General features: G+C 71.5%; 25 protein-coding genes, 2 tRNA genes and 1 other RNA gene. 13 read left to right on the forward strand and 15 right to left on the reverse strand.

All coding sequences use genetic code 11. The features are described 5' to 3' along the window. Positions 1-392: 392 nt before the first annotated feature. The 5 genes from BMW88_RS09385 to BMW88_RS09405 all read right to left on the reverse strand — a co-directional run bounded on the left by BMW88_RS09385 (position 393) and on the right by BMW88_RS09405 (position 4663). Positions 393-2423 (reverse strand): DNA polymerase III subunit gamma and tau, encoded by a 2031-nt coding sequence (locus tag BMW88_RS09385; RefSeq protein ID WP_089950160.1) that lies wholly within the window; start codon positions 2421-2423, stop codon positions 393-395. Positions 2424-2453: 30 nt separating this feature from the next. Beyond that, positions 2454-2550, reverse strand: an RNA gene (gene ffs / locus BMW88_RS09390) — signal recognition particle sRNA small type. Between the two features lie 17 nt (positions 2551-2567). Continuing rightward, positions 2568-3140 (reverse strand): maleylpyruvate isomerase family mycothiol-dependent enzyme, encoded by a 573-nt coding sequence (locus BMW88_RS09395; protein ID WP_089950161.1) that lies wholly within the window; start codon positions 3138-3140, stop codon positions 2568-2570. Continuing rightward, a complete protein-coding gene (locus BMW88_RS09400; protein ID WP_089950162.1) occupies positions 3137-4318 on the reverse strand; it encodes an RNA polymerase sigma factor in 1182 nt (393 codons plus the stop codon). The genes BMW88_RS09395 and BMW88_RS09400 overlap by 4 nt, the downstream gene beginning before the upstream one ends. Before the next feature lie 6 nt (positions 4319-4324). Beyond that, positions 4325-4663, reverse strand: a complete 339-nt coding sequence (locus BMW88_RS09405) for a YciI family protein (RefSeq protein ID WP_089950163.1) — start codon at positions 4661-4663, stop codon at positions 4325-4327. Between the two features lie 130 nt (positions 4664-4793). On the opposite strand from BMW88_RS09405, the gene BMW88_RS09410 reads away from it, so the two are divergent. The 3 genes from BMW88_RS09410 (at position 4794) to BMW88_RS09420 (ending at position 6235) form a co-directional block, all read left to right on the forward strand. Continuing rightward, positions 4794-4878, forward strand: a tRNA-Ser gene (locus BMW88_RS09410). A gap of 59 nt (positions 4879-4937) precedes the next feature. Beyond that, a complete protein-coding gene (locus tag BMW88_RS09415; RefSeq protein WP_177221011.1) occupies positions 4938-5591 on the forward strand; it encodes a GOLPH3/VPS74 family protein in 654 nt (217 codons plus the stop codon). Next, a complete protein-coding gene (locus BMW88_RS09420) occupies positions 5591-6235 on the forward strand; it encodes a GOLPH3/VPS74 family protein (RefSeq protein ID WP_089950165.1) in 645 nt (214 codons plus the stop codon). The genes BMW88_RS09415 and BMW88_RS09420 overlap by 1 nt, the downstream gene beginning before the upstream one ends. A 24-nt stretch (positions 6236-6259) precedes the next feature. On the opposite strand, the gene BMW88_RS09425 is transcribed toward BMW88_RS09420, so the two are convergent. Further along, positions 6260-8701, reverse strand: a complete 2442-nt coding sequence (locus BMW88_RS09425; RefSeq protein ID WP_245777652.1) for an endonuclease/exonuclease/phosphatase family protein — start codon at positions 8699-8701, stop codon at positions 6260-6262. Positions 8702-8930: 229 nt separating this feature from the next. Here BMW88_RS09425 and BMW88_RS09430 point away from each other — a divergent pair, with 229 nt between their 5' ends. Continuing rightward, on the forward strand, positions 8931-9692 hold the full coding sequence (locus tag BMW88_RS09430; protein WP_089950167.1) for a maleylpyruvate isomerase family mycothiol-dependent enzyme: 762 nt from the start codon (positions 8931-8933) through the stop codon (positions 9690-9692). A 64-nt stretch (positions 9693-9756) separates the two neighbouring features. Here BMW88_RS09430 and BMW88_RS09435 read toward each other — a convergent pair whose 3' ends face one another. After that, positions 9757-10182, reverse strand: coding sequence for a GtrA family protein (locus tag BMW88_RS09435; protein WP_089950303.1), 426 nt, complete (start codon positions 10180-10182; stop codon positions 9757-9759). Positions 10183-10232: 50 nt separating this feature from the next. On the opposite strand from BMW88_RS09435, the gene BMW88_RS09440 reads away from it, so the two are divergent. Further along, positions 10233-11768 (forward strand): DUF2142 domain-containing protein, encoded by a 1536-nt coding sequence (locus BMW88_RS09440; RefSeq protein ID WP_245777676.1) that lies wholly within the window; start codon positions 10233-10235, stop codon positions 11766-11768. A gap of 154 nt (positions 11769-11922) precedes the next feature. Next, the gene (locus BMW88_RS09445; protein ID WP_143116020.1) at positions 11923-12312 is read left to right on the forward strand and encodes a hypothetical protein; all 390 of its coding nucleotides are present in this window, start codon (positions 11923-11925) and stop codon (positions 12310-12312) included. A gap of 121 nt (positions 12313-12433) precedes the next feature. Here the strand turns inward: BMW88_RS09445 and BMW88_RS09450 are convergent. The 3 genes from BMW88_RS09450 to BMW88_RS09460 all read right to left on the reverse strand — a co-directional run bounded on the left by BMW88_RS09450 (position 12434) and on the right by BMW88_RS09460 (position 13485). After that, positions 12434-12518, reverse strand: a tRNA-Ser gene (locus BMW88_RS09450). Between the two features lie 32 nt (positions 12519-12550). Continuing rightward, positions 12551-12982: a nucleoside deaminase gene (locus BMW88_RS09455; RefSeq protein ID WP_089950304.1), complete on the reverse strand. Its 432-nt coding sequence runs from the start codon at positions 12980-12982 to the stop codon at positions 12551-12553. A 14-nt stretch (positions 12983-12996) separates the two neighbouring features. Further along, on the reverse strand, positions 12997-13485 hold the full coding sequence (locus BMW88_RS09460; protein ID WP_177221014.1) for a tRNA adenosine deaminase-associated protein: 489 nt from the start codon (positions 13483-13485) through the stop codon (positions 12997-12999). A gap of 60 nt (positions 13486-13545) precedes the next feature. Between BMW88_RS09460 and BMW88_RS09465 the strand changes: the two genes are divergently transcribed. The 5 genes from BMW88_RS09465 (at position 13546) to BMW88_RS09485 (ending at position 20442) form a co-directional block, all read left to right on the forward strand. Further along, complete coding sequence (locus BMW88_RS09465) at positions 13546-14751, forward strand: M20 metallopeptidase family protein (RefSeq protein ID WP_089950171.1); 1206 nt, start codon at positions 13546-13548, stop codon at positions 14749-14751. A gap of 244 nt (positions 14752-14995) precedes the next feature. Further along, positions 14996-15934 (forward strand): prephenate dehydrogenase, encoded by a 939-nt coding sequence (locus BMW88_RS09470; RefSeq protein WP_089950172.1) that lies wholly within the window; start codon positions 14996-14998, stop codon positions 15932-15934. 9 nt (positions 15935-15943) lie between these two features. Next, on the forward strand, positions 15944-17494 hold the full coding sequence (locus BMW88_RS09475; protein ID WP_089950173.1) for a fibronectin type III domain-containing protein: 1551 nt from the start codon (positions 15944-15946) through the stop codon (positions 17492-17494). 19 nt (positions 17495-17513) lie between these two features. Then, on the forward strand, positions 17514-19238 hold the full coding sequence (locus tag BMW88_RS09480; RefSeq protein WP_089950174.1) for a hypothetical protein: 1725 nt from the start codon (positions 17514-17516) through the stop codon (positions 19236-19238). A 19-nt stretch (positions 19239-19257) separates the two neighbouring features. Beyond that, positions 19258-20442 carry a thiolase family protein gene (locus BMW88_RS09485; RefSeq protein WP_089950175.1) on the forward strand — a complete coding sequence of 395 codons (1185 nt, stop codon included), beginning with the start codon at positions 19258-19260 and terminating at the stop codon, positions 20440-20442. Between the two features lie 10 nt (positions 20443-20452). Here BMW88_RS09485 and BMW88_RS09490 read toward each other — a convergent pair whose 3' ends face one another. Then, positions 20453-21166 carry a GbsR/MarR family transcriptional regulator gene (locus BMW88_RS09490; protein WP_089950305.1) on the reverse strand — a complete coding sequence of 238 codons (714 nt, stop codon included), beginning with the start codon at positions 21164-21166 and terminating at the stop codon, positions 20453-20455. Positions 21167-21354: 188 nt separating this feature from the next. Here BMW88_RS09490 and BMW88_RS09495 point away from each other — a divergent pair, with 188 nt between their 5' ends. Together BMW88_RS09495 and BMW88_RS09500 are read left to right on the forward strand one after the other, a co-directional pair. Next, positions 21355-21954: a DUF4097 family beta strand repeat-containing protein gene (locus tag BMW88_RS09495; RefSeq protein ID WP_089950176.1), complete on the forward strand. Its 600-nt coding sequence runs from the start codon at positions 21355-21357 to the stop codon at positions 21952-21954. 27 nt (positions 21955-21981) lie between these two features. Beyond that, complete coding sequence (locus BMW88_RS09500; protein WP_089950177.1) at positions 21982-24096, forward strand: S9 family peptidase; 2115 nt, start codon at positions 21982-21984, stop codon at positions 24094-24096. Here the strand turns inward: BMW88_RS09500 and BMW88_RS09505 are convergent. The 4 genes from BMW88_RS09505 to BMW88_RS09520 all read right to left on the reverse strand — a co-directional run bounded on the left by BMW88_RS09505 (position 24093) and on the right by BMW88_RS09520 (position 25997). After that, positions 24093-24251, reverse strand: a complete 159-nt coding sequence (locus tag BMW88_RS09505; protein ID WP_089950178.1) for a DUF397 domain-containing protein — start codon at positions 24249-24251, stop codon at positions 24093-24095. The two genes, BMW88_RS09500 and BMW88_RS09505, sit on opposite strands and share 4 nt — an antisense overlap. Positions 24252-24264: 13 nt before the next feature. Then, positions 24265-25095: a DUF5753 domain-containing protein gene (locus BMW88_RS09510; protein WP_143116021.1), complete on the reverse strand. Its 831-nt coding sequence runs from the start codon at positions 25093-25095 to the stop codon at positions 24265-24267. Positions 25096-25178: 83 nt separating this feature from the next. Continuing rightward, complete coding sequence (locus tag BMW88_RS09515) at positions 25179-25826, reverse strand: putative glycolipid-binding domain-containing protein (protein ID WP_245777653.1); 648 nt, start codon at positions 25824-25826, stop codon at positions 25179-25181. Next, the gene (locus BMW88_RS09520) at positions 25827-25997 is read right to left on the reverse strand and encodes an antitoxin (protein ID WP_089950180.1); all 171 of its coding nucleotides are present in this window, start codon (positions 25995-25997) and stop codon (positions 25827-25829) included. Positions 25998-26188: the final 191 nt, after the last annotated feature.

The following is a 26188-nucleotide window of genomic DNA, read 5'->3' on the forward strand; positions in this document are numbered from 1 at the left end:
ACGGGCTTGGGGTGGGGCTGTTCTTCGGGTGGCTCTTCTTGTTGCCTGGTGGTTCTTCTTGTTGCCGGGTGGTTCTTCGGTTGTCCGGGTTGCGTTTCGTCGGGTGCCTGTTCCAGGGCTCCGCCCCGGACCCCGCCAATCTGATCCAGGACCGGCCAGCGCCACCCTCAGGCTGATGGCACGCCTGTTGCTGTGGGCGGCTTGCTGTTACGTGCATGTCTGGGGTGTAGCGCGCTGCAAGCACTACGAACGGCTCGTCCCCCGCCATTGAGAGGGAACGCGGGGCCCCCGCGTTACCCCGGAGGGAACGCGGGGGCCCCGCGTTCCCAAGCCGGGGTGAGGGCGGCTCGGCTTGGGCGTTGTTGGTTCGGCTTTGCCGGTTCAGCGGCTGGTCAGGCCTTCTTCAGAGGGCGGGCGCCCAGTTCTTCGGCCAGGAGTTTCAGCATCGCCGTCTCCGGGTCGTCGGCCTGCACCACCGCGTTCGGGTCTGCCGGGCGGGCGGCCTCCGCCAGCATCGCCTCTTCGTCGTCCGGTTCCGGCGGCAGGGGGTCGTCGGGCTCGGGGGGCTCCGGGGGTGGTGGGACGTCGTCCGCCACCGGGCGCGGGGCCTGGCGTTGCGGGGGTTCCGGCTGGCGTGGTGCCGGGTTGCCTGCCTGGCTCGGGCGGGTGGGGGCCGGGCGGGGGGCCTTGGCCGGGGTGGTGGCCTGCGGGGTCGCGCCCGGGGTGCCGTGGGTGCAGCGGACCTGCCAGGTGCCGCCCAGGACCGCGGCCAGGGCGTTCGAGATGGCCTCGGTGTTGCGGGGTTCCGCCAGGCGGCGGGCCAGCGGGGCCGAGGTGTGGGTGACCGTGACCACGTTGCCGTCCACCTCGCTGACCATGGCGTTGGTCAGCATCGCCTCGGTGCTGCGGCTGGTGGAGCGGACCGCGGCCAGCAGTTCGGACCAGACTCGGCGGACCGCCGCCGCGTCCATGCCGCCGGTGGTCGGCTCGGGCGCGGCCGGGACCGGGGTGGGGGCTTGGGGTTCGGGGGCGGCGGCTGCTGGAGGCGCTGCCGGTGCCTGGACCGCCGGTGCCTGGACCGCCGGGGCTTGGACGGCTGCCGGGGCGGGGACGACCGGGGTCGGACGGGGCTGCGGCGGTGCGGGTGGGGCCTGGTGCTGGGATGGTTCGGCCGCGGGGGTGGGCGGCTGCTGGGACCTGCGGGTGAAGACCGGGGCGCCCGCGGGGGCGGCCGCGGTGGGCTCGCCGGGGGCGGCGATGGTGGCCGGGGGGCGGCGTTCGAGCTGTTCCAGGCGCTGGAGCAGGGCTGCTTCCGACTGGCTCACCGAGGGGAGCAGCATGCGGGAGACGAGCAGTTCCAGCAGCAGGCGGGGGGCCGTGGCGCCGCGCATGTCCACCAGGCCGGCGTGGACGATCTCCGCGTAGCGGGTGAGGGTTGCCGGGCCGATGCGTTCCGCCTGGGCCGCCATCGTGGCCAGCTCGTCCTCCGGGGCGCTGACCAGGTTGCGGTCGGCGGCGTCGGGGACCGCGCAGAGCAGGACGAGGTCGCGGAGGCGGTCGAGCAGGTCGGCGGCGAAGCGGCGGGGGTCGTGGCCTGCTTCCACCAGGCGGTCGATCGTGCCGAACACGGCGGCGCCGTCGCCTGCCGCGAGGCCGTCGACCACGTCGTTGATCAGGGCCGAGTCGGTGACGCCGAGGAGGGCGATGGCCCGCTCGTACTTCACGCCGTCGGGGCCCGCGCCGGACAGGAGCTGGTCCATGACGGACTGGGTGTCGCGGGCCGAGCCGCCACCCGCGCGGATCACCAGCGGGAAGACGGCCGGTTCGACGGCGACGCCCTCGGCGGCGCAGTTGCGTTCCAGCAGGCCGCGCATCACGCCGGGCGGGATCAGGCGGAACGGGTAGTGGTGCGTGCGGGAGCGGATGGTCGGGAGGACCTTGTCCGGCTCGGTGGTGGCGAAGATGAAGATCAGGTGGTCCGGCGGCTCTTCGACGATCTTCAGCAGGGCGTTGAAGCCCTGCGTGGTGACCATGTGGGCCTCGTCGATGATGAAGACCCGGTACTTGGACTCGGCCGGGGCGTAGAAGGCCTTGTCGCGGAGGTCGCGGGCGTCCTCCACACCGCCGTGGGAGGCCGCGTCGAGCTCCACCACGTCGACGCTGCCCGTGCCGTTGGGCGCCAGGCCGATGCACGAGTTGCACTCGCCGCACGGGTCGGGGGTCGGGCCCTTCGCGCAGTTCAGCGAGCGGGCCAGGATGCGGGCCGACGAGGTCTTGCCGCAGCCGCGCGGGCCCGAGAACAGGTACGCGTGGTTCACCCGGCCCGCCGCCAGCGCGACGCGCAGCGGGTCGGTCACGTGCTCCTGGCCGACGACCTCGGAGAACGTGGCCGGACGGTACTTGCGATACAGAGCGAGCGCCACGCCCGGAACAGTACCGGGGAGCACCGACACAAAAAGGGGACCCCGTGCACCCACCAGAGCCCGCTTATCCTTGCTGCCTTCCGGCCCTGGGGAGGTTCGCGAGATGTGTGCCGCACGAGGTCCGACGCAAGTGTAGCGAAGGGTCTAGTTCGAACGCATGTTCGAGTTGCCCACAGCGTTGTCCCCAGCTGTGGACAACTTCCGGCCGGTGGCGAGCATCAGCAGGTCAGGCACCGGGAGGTCGGGGATCCCGGTCTCCCGGAAGCGCTTGGCGGCCCCGTAGAACGAGCTCTTCATCACGTGCCGGAGCGCGGCCTCCGCGGGTTCGAGCGGCATCTGCCTGACCCGGCCGAGCGGGCGGGCGATGTCCTGGCCGTGGACGAGGAAGTCGACCAGCGGGTCGATCGGCGCGGCGCCCGGCGCGCGCTTCGGCGAGCCGGCGGTCTCGCGGATCTGCGCGATCAGCTCCGACCGGGTGAACCGCGCGGCGATCCGCCGCGCCTGGCGGTCACCCATGCGGTCGAAGCTGAACCCGGACGTGACGGCGCCCCTGACCGCGTCCCACCAGCCGGTGCGCGTCGACGTGGTCAGGTGCGCGGCCATCTCCTGCGCGGTCCAGCCGGCGCACAGGGTCTCGCGCCGCCACTCGTCGTCGGTCAGGTCCTCCAGCAGGTCGGCGACGCCCAGGCGTTCGGCCTCCAGCCACTTCATGATCATGTTTTCTCCTCGACGGCGGCCAGCCTGCGGCGCAGGAAGTCCTGTTCGGTTCCGGTGCCCGCGAGTGCGATCGCCTCGCGGTAGGCCTGTGCGGCCTCGGCGTCGCGGCCCAGGCGGTGCAGCAGGTCGGCGCGGGCCGCGCGGTACGGGTGGTAGTCGCGGAGCTTGGGTTCGCCCGCCAGCTCGTCGAGCAGCGCGAGGCCCGCCTCGGCGCCGTCGCGCACGGCGATCGCGGCCGCCCTGTTGAGCGCGACCACCGGTGACGGGGCCAGCCTCAGCAGCACGTCGTAGAGGGCCACGATCTGCGGCCAGTCGGTGCGCGCGAAGTCGGGCGCCTCGTCGTGCAGCGCGTTGATCGCCGCCTGCACCCCGTACGGGCCGTGGCCGCCGGTCAGCGCCTGTTCGGCCAGCGCGCTGCCCTCGTCGATCATGTCGCGGTCCCAGCGCGTGCGGTCCTGGTCCTCCAGCAGGTCGGCGCGGGCGTCCCGGCGGGCGTGGACGAGCAGCAGCAGCGCCAGCAGGCCGGTGACCTCGCGTTCTCCCGGCAGCAGCGAGCGCAGGATCCTGGCGAGCCGGATCGCCTCGCCGGCGAGGTCGGCGCGCCGGGCCGCGTACCCCTCGGTGAAGATCGAGTAGACGGCCTGCAGCACGCCGGGCAGGCGTTCCGGCAGCTCGTGCGGGTCGGGCACGCGGAACGGGATGCGCGCCTGGCTGATCTTCTTCTTGGCTCGCACGATCCGTTGCTGCATCGTCGTGACCGGCACCAGGTAGGCCCGCGCGACCTCCGGCGTGGTGAAACCGGCCAGGAAGCGCAGCACCAGCGCGCCGCGGTCCTCCGCGGGCAGCGCCGGGTGCGCGCACGTGAAGAACAGCTCCAGCCGCTCGTCCGGCAGGGCCCCTCCCGCCGGCGGGTCCGAGCGGTCGACCTCCACCTGCAGCAACGCGAGCCGCGCCGCATGCACCTGGTCGCGGCGCAAGCGGTCGACGGCCTTGCGGCGCGCGGTCGTGAGCAACCACGCGCCGGGCCGGTCCGGCACCCCGTCCACCGGCCAGTGCCGCAGCGCCGCCTCGATCGCGTCGGAGGTGACCTCCTCGGCGAGGTCGAGGTCGCCGAAGCGCTTGACCAGGGTGGCGAGCAGCCTGCCGCGCTCCTCCCGGAACACCTGCCCGACGTCCACCGGAGCTCAGAGGCCGAACTCGGCGATCGGCCGCACGACGACGGCGCCGCCGTCGCGCGAGCCGGGGCACTTCGCGGCCCACTCCAGCGCCGCGTCGAGGTCGGGGACGTCGATGACGGTGTAGCCGCCGAGCACCTCGCGGGTCTCGGCGAACGGACCGTCCGTGACGGTGCGCTTGCCGTCGGGGCCGACCTGGACGGTGGTCGCGGTGACGAGGTCGGCCAGCGAGTGGCCGGACACCAGGACGCCGGCGTCCCTCATCTCCCTCTCGTGGGCCATCCAGTCCTCGACGGTGCAGGTCGGCTCCTGGTCGGCGGCCGCGTGGATCAACAGCATGTACTTCACGAATGCCCTCCTCGGTCGGTGTTACGGGACCACGACGAGCGGGCGGGCGCCAGATCGACAGCGGCCCCCGAAGTTTTTCCGGCCACCCCCGTTTTGGGTCGCCGAACCCCCGTCCGGTAAGGTCTTCGACGGAGGATTCGCATAGCGGCCTAGTGCGCACGACTGGAAATCGTGTTGGGTTCACCCCCTCACGGGTTCAAATCCCGTATCCTCCGCTGTCGCGAAGGGCGCCGAACGTCAACGTTCGGCGCCCTTTCGGCGTTAACGTTGCATGATGCTGCACGAAGACCTGATGCTGCTGTTCCTCGACGAGGTGGCGGGCGGTCTCCGCACGGACTCCACCTCGATCCGGAACGCGCTCGCCGGCGCCGTGCTGCTGGAGCTGGTCGAGTCGGGGCGGGTGGCGTTCGAGGCCGACGGCGGGAAGCTCGCGGTGGTGGACTCGGCGCCGCTGGGCAACGAGTTCTTGCGGGAGTCGCTGGCGCGCATCGGCAAGCCGATGAAGCCGCGGCGCGCGGTCGAGGAGCTGCGCGGCCACGTGGAGGACGACGTGCTGGCCGAGCTCGACGCCCGCGGCGTGCTGACCGTCGAGAAGGTCAGGGTTCTGGGGATCTTCCCGACGAGGGCCTGGACGCTCCACGACGTTCGAGCGGTCAGCGATCTCCGCCGCCTGGTGGGCGACGTGGCGCGGGGGCACCGGGCGCCGGACGACCGCACCGGTGCGCTGATCTCGTTGCTGTACGCGGTGAAGGCCCTGCACAAGGTGTTCCGGGGTGACAAGCACGAGATGAACGCGCGGGCGAGGGAGATCGCCGCCGGCGACTGGGCCGGAGTGGCGGTGAGGAAAGCGGTGGACGCGGTGCACACCGCGGTGACCGCGGCCTTGGTGGCTGCCACCGTGGCCGCCGCAGGGGGAGGGTCGAGCTGATGCTGCACGAAGACCTGATGGTGCTGTTCATCAACCAGCGGACCGGAAAGCTGCACGTCGACTCGTCGTCGGCGGAGAACGCGCTCGCCGGTGCCGTGCTCATGGAGCTGGTGAACTCGGGACGCGTCGCGTTCGAGCCGAACGGCAAGAAGCTCCAGGTCGTCGACCCGACGCCGGTGGACGACCCGCTGCTGCGGGAGTCGGTGTCAAGGCTCGACAAGCCGCTGAAGCCGCAGAAGGCCGTGGAGCGGCTGCGGAAGAAGGTGCGCGACACCGTGGCCGCGCAGCTCGAGGGCCGCGGCGTCGTGCGGGTCCGGACGCGGAAGGTGCTCGGGATCTTCCCGGCGAAGAGCTACGTGATCACCGACGAGGCCGCGTCCGCGGCGGTGCGGAAGTCCGTCGGCGAGGTCGCGCTCGGCTACCGCGGCGCGGACGCGCGCACCGGAGCGTTGATCACGCTGCTGCACGCGGTGAAGGCCGTGCACAAGGTGGTCGACGGTGACAAGCGCGAGATGACCAGGCGGGCCAAGGAGATCGCGGCCGGCAACTGGGCAGGGGACGCCGTGCGCAGGGCTGTCGAGGCGATCCAGGCCGGAGTGGTCGCCGCAACGGCCGCTGCCGCCGCCTCGTCGTCCGGTGGATGACGTGGCGGCGGCAGCGCGAAGCCGTTACTTCTTCAGGCAGTCGAGGGCGTCCTCGAGCGCGAACACGACCTTGTCGACGTTCGCGTCACCTGTGGACGGGCGGGCGCGGACGATCTGCGGGTCGTGGTCGCTCGCCTGGTCGGCGAACTCGGCGTTGATGTGGACCACGTCGTAGCCGAAGCGGGTGATGTTCCTGCTCATCACGATGTGGTCGAGCGTCTGCGAGTTGCCCTCGAAGACGTAGCTGTACCGCTCGTTCACCGGCAGCGTCTCGATGAGCGCCTTGAGGTTGCCGTCACCGGTCAGCGTCTTCAGCGCGGGTGAGAACTGGTAGTCGTTCAGGTCGCCCGCGAGGATCACGTTGGCTCCCCTGTCGGCCGCGCGGAGCTGCTCGGTGAACGCCTTGAGCGACGCCGCCTGCTTCGCGCGCTGCACCTCGGAGGTGCGGTTCGGCGGCTGGTTGCGGCCGTGGATCGCCTCGTCGCCACCCTTGGAGTTGAAGTGGTTCGCGACCACGAAGACCGTGCGGCCGCGGAACTTGAACTCACCGGCGAGCGGCTTGCGGCTGTTCGCCCACGCGTCGTTCAGCGGGTCGATCCGGCCCGGTGACACCGAAAGCGCCGCACGGCCGTTCTTCTTCACGACCTGGACGGGCGTCTTGAAGTCACCGCCGGGACGGTCCACGAAGGACACCCGCTGCGGGTTGAAGAAGAAACCGACGCGGATGTTGCCGCCCGGTTCGCCGCCGTCCTTGAGGTTCTCCGGGTCGATCTGCCGCCACTGGTAGCGCGGGCCGCCCTTCGCGACGACCGCGTCGGAGAACTTCCGCAGCGTCTGGTCGGCCGCGACGACACCGTCGTTGGTCGCGCCGTTGTTGTCCTGGATCTCCTCCAGCACGACGACGTCCGGGCTGCGCAGGTTCGTCGCCACGCCCTCCGCGAGCCGGTCGAACTTGCCCTGCGGGTCGGACGGGTCGAGGTTCTCGACGTTGTAGGTCGCGACCGAGAGCTCGGACTCCTTCTGCTGCGCGGTGACCTCGCGCTGCAGGTTGGACGACGTGTGGGTGCCGAGGGTCAGCGCCGCCAGCGTGTAGCCGCCGAAGTTGGTGTACTCGATGGCACCGACGGTCGCGCCGGCGAACACGTCACCGACGTTCGCGGCGGGCAGCGCGCCAGCGGTCTTGATCTTCAGGCGGCCGCTGTTGGGCTGGTCGTAGGCGGTGTAGGTGGTGCCGCCGCGCTGGTTGCGGTTCTGGTCGGGGTTGACCGTCACCCAGACCTCGCCGAACGTGTTGCTCGGGCCGACCACGCGGGCGTCGTCGACCTGGACCAGCGTGCCCTCGAGGGACTCGAAGTGGTCGAGGCCGTACTTCGCCGGCTCCAGCGGGAGCTGCTCGATGCTGCCACCGGGCGCGGGCAGGTAACCGGAGGGGATGTTCTTCACGACGACCGGCGCCGGGAGGGGGTTGCCCTTCGACACCGTGATGGTCGTCGGCGCGGTGATCTCGGTGAGGGTCTGGTTGGAGCCCGTCTCACCGCCCGGCCGGTACTCCGCGATCGTGCCGCTGACCAGCACGTTGTCGCCGACGGCCACGGTCGGCGCGGTGCCGGCCGTGTAGACGAAGACGCCTTCGCTGGTGCGCGGGTCGGCGTCCTGGCCGGTGACGTCCTGGATCCAGAAGCCGCGGTCACCCGTGGCGCGCGTGCCCGTGACGACGCCGGGGACGTTGGTGACCTTCTGGCCGACCAGCGGCGAGGTGCGCGTGACGCCCTGGATGTCGTGGATGCGCTTGTCGCCGGGCGTGGGGTCCGGGTCGGGCTCGGGGTCCGGGTCGCCGCCGCCGGGGGTCTCGCCCCGGGAGTTGGTCGGGGTGGGGTTGCCGACGGTGAAGTCGGCGGAGTTGTCGTCGGTGTCACCGAGCGCGGCGGCGCGCGCCGCCGAGGTGGTGTTGCTCAGCGCGGCCGTCGCGGTGCCCTCGCGGACGGCGGCCGCGCCGTAGCCGACCAGGTCCTTGACCCGCGGCTCGGCCGCGCAGTCGGCCGCCGTCTTGCAGGTGAGCGGCGTGGTGCCGGTGACCAGCGCGATGGTGCCGCCGGTGGCGCTCATGGCGAGCGTGCCGCTGGCGTCCGGGGCGGGCAGGTCGACGGTGCCGCCGGTGCCCTTGGCCTGCGCGACGAGGAACGTCTTGCCGGGCGCGATCGAACCGGTCAGCGGGGTCACGCCCCACTGCGTGCTCGCGCCGGGACTGGCCGAGATGTACTGGACGCTGAGGCCGTCGAGGCCGATCGCGCCCGCGCTCCTGTTGGCGAGCTCGACGAAGTCCTGCTTGAGCGTGGCGCCGGAGTTGCCGCCGCCTCCGTAGACCTCGGAGATCAGGGCGTCGGGGCTGGGTGCGGCGACAGCGGGAACGGCGGCGAACACGAGCGCCGCCACCGCTGTCCCGACGCCGGGCAGGGTGGGTCTCAAAACTTCCTCCAGAGGATGCGGCGGACCGACGCATCTTTCCCCGATCGAGTGAGCTTGGGTAGCCGTTGTTACTAACGGTTAACCGGTTGGCCCATCAATCATCACTCGAACAAGTGTTCGATCATGGTGTAAGCTCGCTCCCGGAACGCCGGCCGGTGGACCCCTCCCAGGCACCGGCCGGCGTCCCTACGAGCCGCCCGGCGGTTCTCGCGGCGCGTACTTTTCCGGCATGGGGTCATTGAGCTACTCCGAGCGCGCGGCCACGATCGTGACCGAGACTTCGCTGCTGGTTTCCGCACTTCACGGCGCCGACCTGAGCGTTCGGGTGCCGTCGGCGCCGGACTGGACGCTGAACCAGCTCCTGCGCCATCTCGGCCACGCGCACCGCTGGGTCGCGGAGATGATCCACCGCCGCGTGCCGGAGACCGACAGGTCGTTCAGCAAGGCGCACTCCGTCTCCGAGTACGCGGGCGAGACGGCAGAGGAGCTCGGCCCGTGGCTGACCGAGGGCGCGGCCCTGCTGTCCGACGCGCTGCTGAGCGTGGACGTCGACGACCCCATCGCGGTCATGGTGGGCATGCCGGGCCCGCGGTTCTGGAGCCGCCGGATGGCGCACGAGACGGTGGTGCACCGCTTCGACGCGATGGACGCGCTCGGCCTGCCGTTCGAGGTCGACGAGGAGATCGCCGACGACACGCTGCACGAGTGGATGACGACGCTGCTGCCGTTCATCTTCGGCACCCGGCCGGGCACCGCCGGCCTGCTCGGCACGGGGGCGCTCTACTTCGAGGCGCCCTCGGCGCAGTGGACGGTCGACCTCACCGGGTCCGCGCCACGCGTGGCGCGGGGCGAGGAGAAGTGGGACGTGGCGGCACGGGGCTCGGCCTTCGACCTCGTGCTCGCGGTCTACCAGCGGCGCGGGACGGAAGGGCTCGAGGTGCGCGGAGACGCCGGGCTGCTGGCGGAGTTCCTGGCCGCGATGAGGTTCTGATCGTCCCGTCAGCGACGAGAACGGTTGCGCGGCGGGGAAGTCCGTGCCCGTCCGCGGTTGTGGATCACTTGAACACCCAGACGCGGTAGCCGACGTAGTTGGCGGCCGACGCGATGGCCAGCGTGACGATCTTCGCGACGACGTAGTGCATCCCGAGCGCCGTCAGCCCGGTCACGAGTGCGACGTTGAGGCACCAGTTGGCCACCGCCAGCAACAGGTACCTCCCGACCTGCCACCCCACCGGCGATTCGCTGCCGAACGACCAGATCCGGTTGAGCGTGAAGTTGAACCCGAACGCCACCATCACGGCCACCAGCGTCGCCAGCGGGAGCGCCATCCCCACCACGCCGTGCAGCAGGTACAGCACGCCTGTGTCCAACGCCGCGCTCGCCCCGCCGATCAGGAGGAATCGGACCAGACTGTGCTCGTAGAGCACACGCATCAAGCCGGCCTTGGGCCCGGATGCGCGCACGTCGTCGCCAGACAGCATGCGCCGGAGTCTATGCACAGCAGGACTGTAAGGTCCGGTCCGTGGTGAAGATGCTGACTACGGCGGAAATAGTCGCTGAACCCGCCGGTCCGGCGCTGTCCGGGCGAACGCTCCGGCTGGTGTCGGTTCTCGCCTTCCTCAGCTTCTTCCTGATGGGCGCCGCCTGGGCGGCGGCCACACCGTGGGACGGCGCACCGGACGAACAGGCGCACATCATCCGCGCGGCCGGTGTGGCGGGCGGGCAGATCGCCCCGGAGCCGGCGGACGCCCAGAACGGCACCGGCGCCTTCCAGAACGTCCCGGCGGCGCTGGCCAGGGACACCTGCTACGCCTTCGACCCGACGAAGTCCGCGGCGTGCCAGCAAACCCCGCCCCAGGACGGGCGTTTCGCGGACGTCGGCACGGCGGCCGGGCGCTACCAGCCGACGTACTACGCGCTGGTCGGCCTGCCACTGCGGCTGTCCCCCGACTACACGGGCCTGCTGATCGCCCGGCTCATCGGCGTGGCCGTGTCCGCCGCGTTCCTCGCCGCCGCGGTGCGCAGCATCGTCGCGTGGTCCCGCCGCTGGTTCATGCTCGCGGGCGTGCTGCTCGCCACCACCCCGATGGCCATGCAGATCATCGGCTCGATCAACCCGAACGGCCTGGAGATCGCCGCCTCCGTCGCCATGTGGGCGGCGCTGATCCCGCTCGTGCACGCCGAAGGACCGGTCGACCGCAGGCTGCTCGCGCTCTTCGCCGTCTCGGCGGCCGCGGTCGCGGTCATCCGCCCGTCCGGGCCCGCCTACGTCGTGATCGCGATCGCCGTGGTGCTCGCCACCGCCGGCGGCACCCGGCTGCTGCGGCTCCTCCGCGACCGCGTGGTGTGGCTGGCCGCGGCGGTGATCGGCGTCGCCGGCATCGGATCGGGCCTGTGGGTCCTCGTGATGAAGGCGAACCAGCTCGGTGCCGTCCCGAAGGCCCCCGGCACGCTCAGCACCGCGGAGGCCGTGCAGATCGCGCTGGTCGACCGCATCGGGTTCTACTTCGAGTCGATGGTCGGCTACTTCGCGTTCCTCGACGTCCGGATGCCGGGCACCTACTACGCGCTGTGGTACGCCGTGACCGGGTTCGTCGCCATCACCGCGCTGGTTGTCGGCAAGCGCGCCGACCGCTGGCGCCTCACCCTCGTGGTGCTGGCCGCGTTCGCGCTGCCGGTGGCCAGCGACGTGGCCGGCGCCAACACCCTCGGCATGATCATGCAGGGCCGCTACGTGCTCCCCGTCGCCGCCGGCGCCGCCCTGCTCGCGGGCCACATCATCAGCGAACGCGGCGAGTTCCTCCCCGGCACCACCCGCTCGATGCTCGGCTGGATCGCCGCGGTCGTGGTCCCCCTGCACCTCATCGGGCTCGGCTGGACCATGATCCGCTACCAGCAGGGCCTCGGCGGCAAGCCCACCGTGCCGAGCCTCAACCCGTTCGTCGGCCCGTGGCAGCCCAGCATCGGCTCGATCGGTGTCGTGGCGCTCGCCGTGGCGGGTGCGGTGGCGCTCATCGGCCTCGTGCGGGTCATGCCGGTCGAGGAGCGGGAACTGCGCGCCGCCTGAGCCACGACGCTGCTCGGAGCTGTCCGCGGTGGCGCACGTTGTTCACGCGTTGATTGCTCAGCTCCCACACCCCGACCGTCGAAAACGTTCCGGAGCTAGAACCGTTCGGGTCAGCCGACCGATTCGGCCGACCCGAAAAGGGGGAACGCTCCAGATGATCAGAAAACTCATCCCGGCATTGGTCGCGCTCGTCGCGCTACTGGGAGTCGGCGTGCCGGCGACGGCAGGCGCCGCGGCACCTCGCGAGATCCTCACCAAGTGCGCGAACGTGGGGTTCGGTTCGAGCCTGGTGTGCATCGACGTGAACAGGGGTGCCTGGGTCACGGTCTGGTACGACAAGAGGAGCAGCGGCAGGCAGACGTGCCGGCTCCGCTACAGCGGGCCTGACGGCGGGCACGAGGACGAAGGCGAGTTCGTCATCGACGGGGGTCAGCTCAAGGGATATCGCTGGTACCCGCCGGTGCACACCGGCAACGGGTCCTACAACGGATCTGTGACCTGCCACGGGACGACCGCGAACACCGGAACTCTCGTCGTCAGGTAGGGAGGACTGCGACCATCCGACGGGACGTCGCCCGACGTGTCGGCGTCCACAACTGAGACGACGACTGAGACGAAACGTCAGAGCCCCGATCACCGGATGTGGTGATCGGGGCTCTGAGCAGCGGTGGCGGTGGGATTTGAACCCACGGAGGCTTGCACCTCACACGCTTTCGAGGCGTGCTCCTTCGGCCGCTCGGACACGCCACCGGTAAGAACAATACACAGCCCGCGCGAGCGGGTTAACGCTGGGTCCGGAAAAAGCGTTCGAGCAGCTCAGCGCACTCGTCTTCGAGCACACCGCCCTGGACCTCCGGCCGGTGGTTGAGCCTGCGGTCGCGCACGACGTCCCACAGCGAGCCCACGGCGCCGGTCTTGGGTTCCCAGGCGCCGAAGACGAGGCGGGAGATGCGTGCGAGCACCAGGGCGCCGGCGCACATCGTGCACGGTTCGAGCGTCACGGCGAGCGTGCAGCCGTCGAGCCGCCAGCCGTCGCCGTACTTCGCGGCGGCCGCTCGGAGGGCCAGGACCTCGGCGTGCGCGGTCGGGTCGCCCAGCGCCTCGCGGGCGTTGCAGGCCTGCGCCAGGATCGACCCGTCCGGTGCGAAGACCACGGCGCCGATCGGGACGTCCGCGCCCGGCGCCGAGGCCGCCTGGAGGGCGGCGCGGACCATGTCCTCCGCGGTGATCACGCCTGGATGGTGTCGAGCAGCTTCGTCAGCTCGTCGATGAAGCCGATGCGCTGCGCGATCATCTGGAGCTGCTCGTCCGGGTAGAGGTCGACCTCGTCGACGATGATCTGGAGCTCGTGGGCGGGCATGCCGAGGTCGGCCAGCACACCGAGGTCGCCCTCCGGCCAGAGCTCGGTGTCCTCCTCGTCCGGCGGCTCGACGCGCAGCAGGTCGAGGACGTCGGCGGCGATGTCGTAGTCGAGGGCGGCGGCCGCGTCGGACAGCAGCAGCGAGACGCCGCCCGGCACGGGGCGCAGGACGATGAAGAACTCGTCGTCGACGGCGAGGAGCCCGAACACGGCTCCGGTCGACCTCAGTTGGCGCAGCTCCGTGATCGCCGCGTCCAGCTCCGACAGCGCGGAGCTGTCCATCCTGCTGCACCGCCAGCGGCCGTCCTCCCGGACGACCGCGACCGCGAAGCCGTTGACCGGCTCCTGCTCTGTCATGAGCACACCGTAGGGCCCAGACGACCTTCCCGGTAGCCGAGGTGGTGGCACCATCGACGGATGAGCACAACTACGCCGGACCCCCGCCTCGCCGGACTGCTCGAAGGGGCGCGTTCGCTGCAGCCCCGCACGGTGGCGCTGCGGCGCCAGATCCACCGCCACCCCGAACAGGGGCTGCAGAACCCCAGGACGCAGGCCGCGGTCCTGCACGCGCTGGAGGGGCTGCCGCTCGAGGTCAGGAAGGGCGAGTCGACCACCTCGGTCGTGGCGGTGCTCGAGGGCGACCGGCCGGGTCCGACGGTGCTGTTGCGCGGCGACATGGACGGCCTGCCGCTGCAGGAGGCGACGGGACTGCCGTACGCGTCCGAAGTGGACGGCAGCATGCACGCCTGCGGGCACGACACGCACGTGGCGATGCTGGCGTCGTCCGCGCGGCTGCTGGCGGACCGGCGCGACGCTCTGCGGGGACGCGTCCTGTTCATGTTCCAGCCGGGCGAGGAGGGTTACCACGGCGCCCGGTACATGATCGAGGAAGGCCTGCTCGACGACGGTGTGGAGAAGGCGTTCGCGCTGCACATCACCGCCACCCTGAAGTCGGGCGTCGTGACGTGCCGGCCGGGCCCGATGATGGCGTCCGCGGACGAGTTCCACGTCCACGTGAAGGGCCGCGGCGGCCACGGCGCGATGCCGCACAACGCGCTCGACCCGGTGCCGGCCGCCGCCGCGATGGTCGGGGCGCTGCAGACGATGCTCGGCCGCCGGGTGAGCGTGCACGAGCCGGCCGTGGTGACGGTCGCGCAGATCAACGCCGGCACGACGACGAACATCATCCCCGAGGTCGCGACGCTCGACGGGACGATCAGGACGTTGTCCGAGGCGACCCGCGGGCTGGTGCACAAGGAGCTCAAGCAGGCGGTGAAGCACACGGCCGCCGCGTACGGGTGCCACGCCGAGGTCAGCATCGTGCCGGGTTATCCGGTGACGGTGAACGACGACGTCGTCGGGCAGCACGTGGTCGACCTGGCGGCCAGGGCGATGGGACCGACGTGGAGCGAGCCGATGCAGGACCCGCTGATGGGCGCGGAGGACTTCTCCTACGTGCTGCAGCGCGTGCCGGGGGCGCTGGCGTTCCTCGGGGCCTGTCCGCGGGGGATCGACCTGGAGGACGCCGCTCCCAACCACTCGAACCGGGTGCTGTTCGACGAGGCGGCGATGGAGCACGGGGTGGCGACGTACGCGGCGTTCGCACTGGACGCCCTCCGGTAGCGGAAGGCGGCAGCCGACGAGCCCGGCCGAAGACGTCCGGGAACGGCGCAACGATCACGTCGGGCACGATCGGCCGTCGGCTTTCCGGGCCGGCCGATCCACCGTGGCGAGACGTGCCGGGCAACGCCGGCTCAGCTCCCCGCGGCGAGCCAGCGGGGGCGCGCCGGCCGTCGTCTCTGACAAGGCGTTCGCGCCGGACGCCCTCCGGTAGGTCCCAGCCCGCGTCGCACGGAATGATGGGCCCGTGCGAGACGTGTGCGTGATCGGACTGGGACTGATCGGCGGTTCCGTGCTGCGGGCCGCCAGGGCTGCCGGGCGCACGGTGTGGGGTGCGACCGCGAGCCGGGACGACGCGGACAGGGCGCGCGCCGAGGGCTTCGACGTCACGACGGTCGAGGAGGCCCTCGGCCGCGACCCCGAGGCGCTCGTGGTCCTCGCGGTGCCCATGCCCGCCCTTCCCGACCTGCTGCGCAAGGTCCCGGCCGGCACCCGGCTCACGGACGTCACCAGCGTGAAGGGCCCGGTCCACGACGCCGTGCACCGGTACGCGAAGCAGGTGCGGTTCGTCGGCGGTCACCCGATGGCCGGCACCAGCCGGAGCGGCTGGGAGGCGGGCTCGGAGGACCTGTTCCGCGACGCCGCCTGGGTCGTCACGCCGGAGGAGGCGGACGACCACCTCAACGACGTCATGCGGCTGGCGCTCGACCTCGGAGCGCACGTCGTGCCGACCACGCCGGAGGAGCACGACGAGGCGGTCGCGCGGATCAGCCACCTGCCGCACGTCCTGGCGGCGGTCCTCGCGGCGGTCGGGGCAGGCGGCGGTCCGCTGGCCCTGGCGCTCGCGGCGGGCAGCTTCGCCGACGGCACGCGGGTGGCGGGCAGCCGGCCCGAGCTCGTGCGGGCGATGTGCGAGGGGAACCGGGACGCGCTGCTGACGGCCGTCGACGACGCCCTCGGCAGGCTCGGCGCGGCACGGGGGTCGCTCGCGTCCACCGGCGGGCTCGCCAAGACGATCGAGGCGGGGCACGAGGGCCGGACCATGCTGGTCAACCAGCCGCCTCGGGCCAGGGTGACCATCGACCTGACCAAGCCCGGAGCGCTGGCGGCGCTGCGGAACCTGGGGGCGCGCGGCGGGCGGGTCGTTGGTCTGAACGGCAGCACCGCCGACGCGGAAACGTCGTAAGGTCGCCGGGTGGATCGACGGACGCTCGCCGGCGGGCTCGGTGGACTCGCGCTCGTCGTCGCCGCCGTGGTGGCGCTGCGGACGGGTGACGCGCCGGCCTCGCTCCGGCGGGAGGTCGCCGACGGGGTCGAGGTCGTCGCGCTGCAGGACCCGACGACACCGGCCAACCCGCGGGCCAGGGCGCTCGACGTGGACGCGCTGCAGATCTCGTGGAACGGCTCGGCGTCGGCCTACGAGGTGCGCTGGAACGGCAACGAGCAGCTCGTGCCGGGCCCCGAGGTGGAGCTGCCCGGCCTGGACCCCGACGAGCGGGTGGAGGTCGCGATCCGGGCGGTCAGCGCCACCGGCAGGCGGTCGGAGCCGCTCACGATCACCGCGACGCCCGAGGACCTCTACGACGACCGGTGGGACGACCAGCTCGTCGGCCAGGCGGACAGGTTCGACGGGCCGGAGGCGCTCGACCCGCGCAAGTGGCGGGTCGAGGCCGAACCGGAATGCCTCGGGCTGCGGCCGTTCGGGCAGGGCAGCCGCATCGACGTCGACTGCCCGATGGCGGCGTTCCAGTCGAACACGCCCATCAGGTTCGGCGTGCCCTCGGCGGACGGCGCGACCGGGCGGGCGATCATCAGCGTGGCGGGCGCGGTCGAGTCGAGCCACGTGCGGCTGACGATGCTCCCCGACCCGTGGCAGTACCTGAAGGAGAACGACGCCCAGCCGCGCGGCGCGGTGAGCCTCGACATCACGACCCAGGGCACGCGGATCGTCGCCGACCCGGACCTGCCCCGCACCGGCAAGCAGGTCCAGCTCGGCGACGCGCCGATGACCGGGCTCGTGGCGGGCGTGCGGCACCGGTGGGAGATGCGGGTGCTGCCGGACGCGGTGGTCGCGCTCAGGGACGGTGTCGTGGTCGCCTACGAGCCCGTCGCGATCACCGCGCCGGTGGTGCACCCGCGGATCCGGATCGACGGCGGCGGCTTCCTCGACGCGTTCGGCGTCGGCGGCGTGCCAGAACGGGTCGTGCCGACCGAGGTCATCTCGCTCGCGCGGGACGCCGAGGTGCCGCAGGACGCCGTCGCGGCGAAGGTCGTCACGCCCGAACCGGGCAACCGGGTCAGGGTCACCGACCTCGCCCTCACCGCGGGCAGGGTCGCGGCCGCTCCCCCGGCGCAGCTCGTGGTCATCCGCAAGCCGGAGAGCCGTCCCCGCGCGCTTCCCCGGCTCGCCGGACGCGCCGGCGGCATCAAGACCGGCGGGCCGCGGCTGCACGTGATGCACGAGGACGGCGCCAAGCCTCCCCAGCCGTTGCCGGGCAGGGGCCGCGTCCTCGTCACGGCCGAGATCAACGCCATCGGGCACCGCGGCATCGAGCTCGAGCTGGACGGCAGGCGCATCGTCGCGATGCCCACGAACGAGCAGGGCGCGGGGGTGCCCGGCCGGCACGAGTTCTGGCTCGACACGCGCACCCTCGCCCCGCGGTCGCACGCTCGGCTCAAGCTGAGCGTCCTTCCGGCGGACGGTGGCGAACCCGTTACCACCGAAACCGTGTTCGAGCTGGGGTGAACGCCTTAGCGTGAGGGCCGTGAAGCGGGTCGCCTTCGCTGTGGCTGGCCTCGCGCTGGTCGCCGGCGTGATCGTGCTGCGCGACACCGGCGGGAGCGACTCGTCCCTGCCCACCGCTCCCCCTCCGCCGACGAAGCTCAAGCCGTTCGTGGCGGACCAGGTGCTGGTGCCGGGTCCGCAGGGCCGGCCGGGCACGCCGTCGAACGTCGTCGCGCGCTCGGGCCACCACCGGATCCAGCTCACCTGGACCGGTGACGCGCCCGCCTACGAGGTCCGCTCCGGCGAGCGGGTCAAGCTCGTCACCAGGCCCGGCGCCCAGCTCAACGGCCTGGAGAACGACCGCGAGCAGCAGGTCGAGATCCGCGCCGTCGACTCGTTCGGCCAGCGCTCCCAGCCCGCGCACGTCAAGGCGACCCCGCGGGCCGACAGCGCCTCCTACACGTTCGCCGACCGCTTCGACGCCCCCGACGAACCGGACCTGCGCCGCTGGCGGCTCTCGAAGCGCACCGACTGCGCCCGCGCCACCTCCGGCGACGGCGAGGACCACGACCGGCTCGTGATCAGCAGTAGCTGCGGCACCCGCGCCGTGACGCTGAGGTCGCGCACGCCGTTCGTCCGCGACGACGGCGAGAGCCGGTTCGTGGTCGAGACCGACGCCCCCGGCACCGGCGGTGAGCTGCTGCTCGACCTCGTGCCGGGACCGGTGAGCGTCCAGGGCGAGCCGGTGCTGCCGAACGCGATCCGCGCGAGGGTCGCGACCGACGTCACCGGCAACTCGGTCGTCGAGCTCACCCCGGACGGCACCGCGGTCAAGGCGCTCCCCGCCGCGCTGCCGGGCGTGACGGTGCGCTGGGAGCTCGTGCTGACGGCGGGCGGCGTCCAGGTCGTGCGGGACGGCGACGTCGTCGCCACGTCGCCGTTCGTGCCGCGGTGGCGCGAGGCGACGGCGCTGGTCGGCGTCGCGGCGCTCGCGGGCGACCGGATCCGCGCGGGCGTCGACCTCATCGGCTACCGCACCGCCAAGGCCGACGCACCGCCCGCCGTGCCCACACCGCAGGTGCGCGTGGACGGACCGGCCGGTATCGGCACCCGTCCGATCGCGGACGTCACCGCAGGTCAGCTCCGCATCGCGATGATCCCGTCGCGGGAGGGCCCACCCGTCGGCACCGTGCGGCTCAACGGCGTGGAGGTGCCGTTGCGCCCGGCGGTCGAGGGCACGCGGTGGAAGCCGGGCGCGGAGTACCCGGCCGTCGCCGACCTGCCCCGCGAGGCCTTCACCGACACCGTGGACCTCCGGCTGGTGACCGGCGACCGCGTCCAGGTCACGCACACCGACGTGGAGCTGACCGGCCCGGAGAGCCCACCGCAGCGCCAGTCCGGCACGCCGCTGGTGGACGCGCGGCCGTCGCTCGCCGATCCCGTCCCCGAGGTGCTGGACGCGAGCGGGCAGCCCATCGAGAACGGCACCGCGTTCCAGCGCGGCCGGGTGGTCCTGGAGGTGCGCGTCAACGCCCTGGACGCGGCCGTGGCAGGCCTCGCCGGATTCGAGGTCAGGATCGACGGCACGCACGTGGCGACCGTCCCGACCACGGCCGACGGCCCCGCCGCCGCGGGCCGGTGGCGGATTTCACTCACCACGGCGGCGATGAGCGCCGGCGCGCACGCCATCGAGGTCAAAGCCTTCAGCACCGATTCAGAGGTGCACCCCGAAACGGGTTACGTCCCCTTCTTGCTCAAGGCCTGATTGCCGCAAAATGGAAAACATGGCCCGCGCACTGATCATCGACGCCGCCCGCACGCCCTTCGGCCGGTACCGGGGAGGGCTGTCCGGCATCCGGGTGGACGACCTGGCCGCGCTGCCGATCGTCGACCTGCTGCGCCGCTACCCCGGTCTCGACCTCGCGCGCATCGACGACGTGCTGCTGGGCGACGCGAACGGCGCCGGCGAGGACAACCGCAACGTCGCGCGGATGGCCTCGCTGCTGGCCGGTCTGCCGGTCTCGGTGCCGGGCGTGACGCTGAACCGGCTGTGCGCGTCGGGTGGCGAGTCGGTCATCCAGGGCGCCAGGGCGCTGATCACCGGTGACGCCGACCTGGTCATCGCCGGTGGTGTGGAGGGGATGTCGCGGGCGCCGTTCGTGACGGCCCGCCCGGACAAGGCGTTCCCGGACCGCGTGGAGACCGTGTCGACGGCGCTGGGCTGGCGGCTGGTGAACCCGCGCATGCCCAAGCACTACACCGTGCCGCTGGGGCTGGCCGCCGAGAACGTGGCCCACGAGCTGGGCATCACCCGCGACCAGATGGACAACTTCGCCCTGCGGTCGCACCGCCGCGCCGCCGCCGCGTGGGACGCCGGTGTGCACGAGGGTTTCGCGTTCCCCGTGCAGCTCCCGGACGGCACGGCGATCCGGCGCGACGAGAACGTCCGGGCGGACACGAGCATCGAGAAGCTCGCCAAGCTGAAGCCCGCTTTCTCCGAGCAGGGGTCGGTGACGGCGGGCAACGCGTCGCCGCTCAACGACGGCGCGCTGGCCGCGTTGCTCGGCACGGAGGCGATCGCGGCGGAGCTGGGCGTCGAGCCGCTGGGCGAGGTGATCGGCAGCGCGACGACCGGCGAGGAGCCGCACCGGTTCACGATCGCGCCCGTGTCGGCGATCAGGAAGCTGGTGAAGCGCCTGCACCTCGACCCGGCCGACGTCGACCTCTGGGAGATCAACGAGGCGTTCGCCGCGATGGCGCTCTCCGTGCTGCACCACCTGCCGGAGATCGACCCCGAGAAGGTCAACGTCCACGGCGGGGCGATCGCCTACGGCCACCCGCTCGGCGCTTCGATGCCGCGCGTGATCATCGACGTGGCGCGGCACCTGCGGGCGCGTGGTGGCGGCGTGGGCATCGCGGCCGCGTGCGTGGGCGTCGGCCAGGGTGTCGCGGTCGCCGTCCGGGTCTAGCCGGGGGTCTCTAGCCCTTCGAGTGCAGGATGTCGCGCGCCTGCTCGGCCGCGCGGACGATGCTCTCGGAGACGAAGTCGAGGAACCGCGCGATGTTCTCCAGCCGCGTGGCCGCCGGGGTGCCGGAGCCCAGCACGCTGACGCCCTGGCGCGCGGCCTCGGCGAGCTTCGTGGTGCCGGCGGCGCTCGCGATCATCGACTGGTACCAGATGTCGCCGTCGTCGACGACGTAGCGCTCGCGGCGGCGTTCGTCGCGCCGGCGGCCGATCAGGCCCTGGCTCTCCAGGTACGCCATCGCCTTGGAGACCGACGCGGGGCTCACCTGGAGATGTCCCACCAGCTCCGACGCGGTGAGGCTGCCGGAGTCGGTGGCGTACAGGCTGGCGAGCGCCCTCGCCGTCATCTTCGGCAGGCCCTGCCCGATGAAGATGGCCGAGAACGCCTCCTCGAACTCGCGCACCGCCTCGGGGTCGCGCCCGTCGGCCCGGTCGACCGCCGGACGGCCTCGGGGTGCGGCCTGCTTGCGCCGCTGGGCGCGGTGTTCGGTGGCGAGGTGGGCCAGGTCCGCCTTGTAGCCCGCGGGACCGCCGTTGCGCATCACCTCGCGCGTGATCGTCGACGTGGGCCGGTCCAGGCCTCGCGCGATCTCCGCGTAAGCGAGGCCGTCGGCGAGGCCGTTCGCGATCTGGCGGCGTTCCTGCTGGGTGAGTCGACCTCCTGGCATGCCGCACACCATAGCCTTCACTCACACTTCATTGCAACGATCGTTGCATTAGATTCACGACTGGTTGCAATGATCTTGCGGTTTTGACCTGCATAAATGCTGCTTCATCGCAACAAAGTTGTTGTCGGCATTCGGAAACGCAACGTAGCTTTCTGGCTATCAGAAACAACGAGCCGCAGGAGCCCGAGATGCAGACCTTCGCCACCACCGCCCCCATCGCCGCCGTCCTGGACATCCCCGCCGGACGCGTCCGGCTCATCGCCACCGACCGGTCCGACACCGCCGTCGAGGTCCTGCCCGCCGACGCCGCGAAGGGCCGTGACGTCAAGGCGGCCGAGAAGACCCGCGTCGAGTTCACCGACGGCGTCCTGCGGATCAAGGCCGACGAGGGCGGCAAGCTCCTCGGCCCCTCGGGATCGGTCGAGATCACCGTCCAGCTCCCGGCCGGGTCGAACGTCGAGGCCGCGGTCGCCAGCGCGGAGTTCCGCGGCGTCGGGCGGCTCGGTGACATCACCCTCGATGCAGCCCAGAGCGACGTCAAGATCGACGAGGCCGCCCGCCTCGCGGTGACGACCCAGGCCGGTGACGTCACCGTCGGCCGCCTCACCGGCTCCGCCGAGATCAGCACCCAGAAGGGCGACATCACCGTCGCCACCGCCCTGTCCGCCTCGCTCGACGCCGGCACCACCTACGGCCGCATCCACAACTCCCTCAAGAACGACGGCGGCACCGAACTGCACATCAAGGCCACCACCGCCTACGGCGACATCACCGCCCGCGGCCTCTGACACCTTCGAAACTGGGGAGAACCGACCATGAGCACCACCGCCGCCTACCAAGCCGCAGAACAACTCCTCCGCCGCGCCGCTCGCCCCGGTGAGCTCGTCGTCGGCGACAAGATCCGTCCACAGTGGATCGAGAACGACGCCCGGTTCTGGTACCAGGTCCGCGACGGCGACGACCGCCGGTTCGTCCTGGTCGACCCGGCGGCGGGCACCCGTGAGGCGGGCTTCGACCCCACCCCGTTCCTGCCGGCGCCCGGCAACCCGCTGGAGGTGTCCTCCCCCGACGGCAAGTTCGCGGTCTCGCGCCGCGGGAACGACCTGTGGGCGCGGGAGGGCGAGCGCGAGTGGGCGCTCACCACCGACGGTGCGGAGGCCTACGGGTACGGCTACGGCCCGGACGTCACGAGCTTCCAGACGCTCATGAACAAGTTCGGCCTGCCGCACCTGCCACCCGTCCTCGCCTGGTCGCCCGACTCGACGAAGGTGCTCGCCCACCGGACCGACGAGCGCGAGGTCCGGCTGACCCACCTGACCGAGGCCGCTCCCGCCGACGGCGGTGCCCCGGCGGTGCGGACCCAGCGGTACGGCTTCGGCGGCGACGAGCACGTGCCGCTGGCCGAGCTCGTCGTGCTGGACGTGGCCGCGGGCACCGTGGTCCGCGCCCAGTGCGATCCGCTGGTCATGCCGCAGGTGTCGCCGATCGCGACCGGCTGGACGTGGTGGACCCCGGACAGCTCCGCGGTGTACTTCCTCAGCCAGAGCCGCGACCAACGCACCCTCGCGCTGAACCGGATGAACGCCGCCACCGGCGAGGTCGAGGTCGTGATCAGCGAGACCGGACCGACCCGCGTGGAGCCCAACCAGTGGCTCTTCGAACCCGCGATCGTGCGGCTGCTGGACGGCGAGGTGCTGTGGTTCTCCCAGCGCGACGGCTGGGGCCACCTCTACCGGTACGACCTGCGCACCGGCGAGCTGCTCGGCCAGGTCACCTCCGGCGAGTGGCTGGTGCGCCAGGTCCTGCACGTCGACGAGACCGAGCGGGTCGTCCACTTCACCGCGTCCGGCCTGGTCGACGAAGACCCCTACCGCCGCTCGGTGTGCCGGATCGGCTTGGACGGCACCGGGTTCGCCCGCATCACGGACGACTCGCTGGACCACGTCGTCACCGTGGCGGAGAACGGGCAGTACTTCGTCGACAGCGCGTCCACAGTGGACACACCGCCGGTGACGGTCGTGCGCGACTGGTCCGGCCGCGTGCTCGTCGAACTGGAACGCACCGACATCACCCGGCTCGTCGCCACCGGCTGGACCGCGCCGGAACGCTTCTGCGTCAAGGCCGCTGACGGCGAGACGGACATCTACGGCGTGCTGTACCGCCCTCGCGGTTTCGACCCGTCGAAGCGCTACCCCGTCGTGGACACCATCTACCCCGGCCCGCAGGTCAACCGCGTCGACCCGTGCTTCGACCCCGGCGGCATGGGCCTGGACGCGGAACCGTTGGCAGCGCTCGGTTTCGTGGTCGTGGCGGTCGACGGCCGCGGCACCCTCGGCCGCGGCAAGGCCTTCCACGACGCCTCCTACGGCCGGATGGCCGACGCGGGCAGCCTCGACGACCACGTGGCGGCACTGCGCCAACTGGCGGCTTCACGCCCGTGGATGGACCTCGACCGCGTGGGCGCGTTCGGTCATTCGGGAGGCGGGTTCGCCACCGTGCGAGCGCTGCTGACCCACCCCGAGACGTACAAGGCCGGCGTCTCCCTGTCCGGCTGGCACGACGCCCGCTTCTTCAACGCGGGCTTCATCGAGACCTACGACGGCGCGGACAACCCCGACGCCTACGCCGCCTCGTCGAACGTCGACGTCGCCGACCGCTTGGAAGGCAGGCTGCTGCTCGTCCACGGCGAGATGGACGACCAGGTGCACGTCGACCACGCGCTGCGGCTGGCCGACCGGCTCGTCAAGGCGGGCAAGGACTTCGAGATGCTCGTCGTGCCCGGCGCCGAGCACATGTTCCTCGACTGCCTGTCCTACGTCCGGACGCGCTGCTGGGACTTCCTGGTGCGCACGCTGATGGGCGTCGAGCCGCCCGCCTACCGGCCCGCGCCCATCCCGATCGACCCGGAACTGCTCGCCGAGATCTTCTAGCGGGTGGACTTCACCCCGGTCAGGAATGCCGACCACGCCTTGTCCGACACGGGCAGGTGCGTGGCCGGCGCCTTGCTGTCCCGGATGCCGACGCCACGACCGACCTCGACGCAGTTGTCCACCGGGCTGTAGCTGCTCTTGCGCCACATCGACATGCCGAGCGCCTCCTCAAGCCAGGATGCTGGTGATCAGCTCCTTCGATTGTTCCGCATCCAATGCTTGACGGTCGAGCATCTTGAGCACCTCGACGTAGGTGGCGATGGACGCCTTGTCCTCCACGAAGAGGCTGGAGTTCTCCGTCTCCGTGAAGACGACCGGCTCGTACTTCTCATAGCTGAGGAGGCGGAATGAACCGGAGAGTCCGGCGTGCGCGCCCAGCGATGTCGAGACGACCCTGACGGTGACGTAGTTCCGGTTGCTCATGGCGAGGACGTGCAGCAGTTGGTCCCGCATGGTCCTGGGGCCGCCGACCGGCAGACGCAGCGCCTGTTCGTGGAGGTAGAAGGTGAACTCCCGGCTGTAGTGGAAGATCCCTTGTCGCGCCGTCTTCGCGGCGACGACCTCCTCGGCGTTCACCGTCTTGGCGCGAGCGGACCGCTCGATGAGTGCACGGATGTAGTCGGGAAGCTGCAGAGGGCCGGGGATGACGTTCATCGACCACATGGTGATCTTGTTGGCCAGCCGCTCCTGGTCGACCAACGAGCGCACCTGGTCCGGGATCCCGTCCTCGGGGAAGACGAGGAAGCCCTTCTCGCGCGACTCGTTGAAGAGGGCGAGCAGGTGGCGGACCTCGTCCGCCTCGATCCGGCAGAGGCCGAGCAGGACGCCCAGCTCGACCTCGGTGACCCCGCCCTTGCCCTTCACCAGGTCGGAGACCTTGGCCTCTTCCCAGTCCAACATCTCGGCGATCTTGCGTTGGGTCATGCCGGTGCGCTTGATGGCATCCCGAACGCCGTCACCGAACGAGCGCCCCACCACGCTCGAAAATCGTTTCGGCATGGTCGGACGCTAGAAGGCCGAAGCCGCTCTCCTCCATCGTTCGGCAGCGACTCGCCACGAAGGAAGTACTTCTTGGACGGCTTCTAAATCCGCTTCGAGATCAGCGGGTACTCGACGACGAGGCCGTTGGAGTCGACCTTGATGTTCTGCTCGAACCCGCCGCTCTTGAACCGCACCACCGAGACGTCGTCGCCCACCGACACCGTCTTGTAGGTCTGGGTCACGACCTTCACCGACAGGTCCGGCAGCGACACCCGCACGACGGGCAGCACGTGCTCGCCCTCCTGGCGGTGCAGTCCGAGGCGCCGGATCGGGATGGTGTTGAACAGCACGGCGAACTGGACGTCGACGTCCAGGGCGTCGTTGAACGTCTCGCGCTTGCTGCCCTGGCCGTGGTCGACGAGCCAGGCGCCGTCCTCGGTCCTCGACAGGGAGCACTGCCGCTCCTCCAGGACCGTGGCCGTGCGCAGCAGCAGGCGGTTGACCTGGCCGCTCTCGCCGACGGAGACCTCGAAGGAGGCGTTGAACTGCTCCTCGGGGCCGGCCGCGACCATGCGGCCGGAGGCGCGCAGGCGCTGGTCGCTCGACAGCAGCAGGCGGACCTGCTCCAGGCGCGGCTCGTGGATGCCCTGCCAGGTGATCATGTCCGGCCTGCGGGCAGCGGACGGGCGCGTCTCCCCGGTCGAGGTGACGGCGTCCGTGGCGTTGTCAGTGGCGTTAGAGGAGTTCACTCATCCACCCGGAAGGAGGTCCTTGATCTTCTCGGCAACCGAGTCGACCTGCTCGTCGTGACCGAACTTGCCAGCGACGAAGCCCGCCGCGGCGTCCACGCCCCTGTCGACCTGTTCGTGGTGCTGCTCGGCGAGGTCCAGCGCCTTGTTCTTGATCTCGTCGAAGTTCATGTGGTGCTCCTCCGCTCCTGACGCAGGGTACCCGAGTAGGCCCCTCGTGTTGATAGCCCGCGATCACCCCTGCTGCGCCTGGACAGGCCGCTCCGCGAAACGCAAGATGATCGGTACCGCCGCCTGGTCGGCCGCCGTTCGCGGCCAGAACCAGGAGGACACGCCACATGACACGGCTCCTGCGTGGGGTT

This window comes from Lentzea xinjiangensis, assembly GCF_900110955.1.
GTDB classification, from domain to species: Bacteria; Actinomycetota; Actinomycetes; order Mycobacteriales; family Pseudonocardiaceae; genus Lentzea; species Lentzea xinjiangensis.

Excerpts from the sequence above, each read along its gene's own strand:
- BMW88_RS09395 (WP_089950161.1), bottom strand. The coding sequence starts at position 3,140 with ATGATCATGAAGTGGCTGGAGGCCGAACGCCTGGGCGTCGCCGACCTG.
- BMW88_RS09415 (WP_177221011.1), top strand. The coding sequence starts at position 4,938 with ATGCTGCACGAAGACCTGATGCTGCTGTTCCTCGACGAGGTGGCGGGC.
- BMW88_RS09420 (WP_089950165.1), top strand. The coding sequence starts at position 5,591 with ATGCTGCACGAAGACCTGATGGTGCTGTTCATCAACCAGCGGACCGGA.
- BMW88_RS09430 (WP_089950167.1), top strand. The coding sequence starts at position 8,931 with ATGGGGTCATTGAGCTACTCCGAGCGCGCGGCCACGATCGTGACCGAG.
- BMW88_RS09435 (WP_089950303.1), bottom strand. The coding sequence starts at position 10,182 with ATGCTGTCTGGCGACGACGTGCGCGCATCCGGGCCCAAGGCCGGCTTG.
- BMW88_RS09440 (WP_245777676.1), top strand. The coding sequence starts at position 10,233 with ATGCTGACTACGGCGGAAATAGTCGCTGAACCCGCCGGTCCGGCGCTG.
- BMW88_RS09445 (WP_143116020.1), top strand. The coding sequence starts at position 11,923 with ATGATCAGAAAACTCATCCCGGCATTGGTCGCGCTCGTCGCGCTACTG.
- BMW88_RS09455 (WP_089950304.1), bottom strand. The coding sequence starts at position 12,982 with ATGGTCCGCGCCGCCCTCCAGGCGGCCTCGGCGCCGGGCGCGGACGTC.
- BMW88_RS09460 (WP_177221014.1), bottom strand. The coding sequence starts at position 13,485 with ATGACAGAGCAGGAGCCGGTCAACGGCTTCGCGGTCGCGGTCGTCCGG.
- BMW88_RS09465 (WP_089950171.1), top strand. The coding sequence starts at position 13,546 with ATGAGCACAACTACGCCGGACCCCCGCCTCGCCGGACTGCTCGAAGGG.
- BMW88_RS09485 (WP_089950175.1), top strand. The coding sequence starts at position 19,258 with ATGGCCCGCGCACTGATCATCGACGCCGCCCGCACGCCCTTCGGCCGG.
- BMW88_RS09490 (WP_089950305.1), bottom strand. The coding sequence starts at position 21,166 with ATGCCAGGAGGTCGACTCACCCAGCAGGAACGCCGCCAGATCGCGAAC.
- BMW88_RS09495 (WP_089950176.1), top strand. The coding sequence starts at position 21,355 with ATGCAGACCTTCGCCACCACCGCCCCCATCGCCGCCGTCCTGGACATC.
- BMW88_RS09500 (WP_089950177.1), top strand. The coding sequence starts at position 21,982 with ATGAGCACCACCGCCGCCTACCAAGCCGCAGAACAACTCCTCCGCCGC.
- BMW88_RS09505 (WP_089950178.1), bottom strand. The coding sequence starts at position 24,251 with ATGTCGATGTGGCGCAAGAGCAGCTACAGCCCGGTGGACAACTGCGTC.
- BMW88_RS09510 (WP_143116021.1), bottom strand. The coding sequence starts at position 25,095 with ATGCCGAAACGATTTTCGAGCGTGGTGGGGCGCTCGTTCGGTGACGGC.
- BMW88_RS09520 (WP_089950180.1), bottom strand. The coding sequence starts at position 25,997 with ATGAACTTCGACGAGATCAAGAACAAGGCGCTGGACCTCGCCGAGCAG.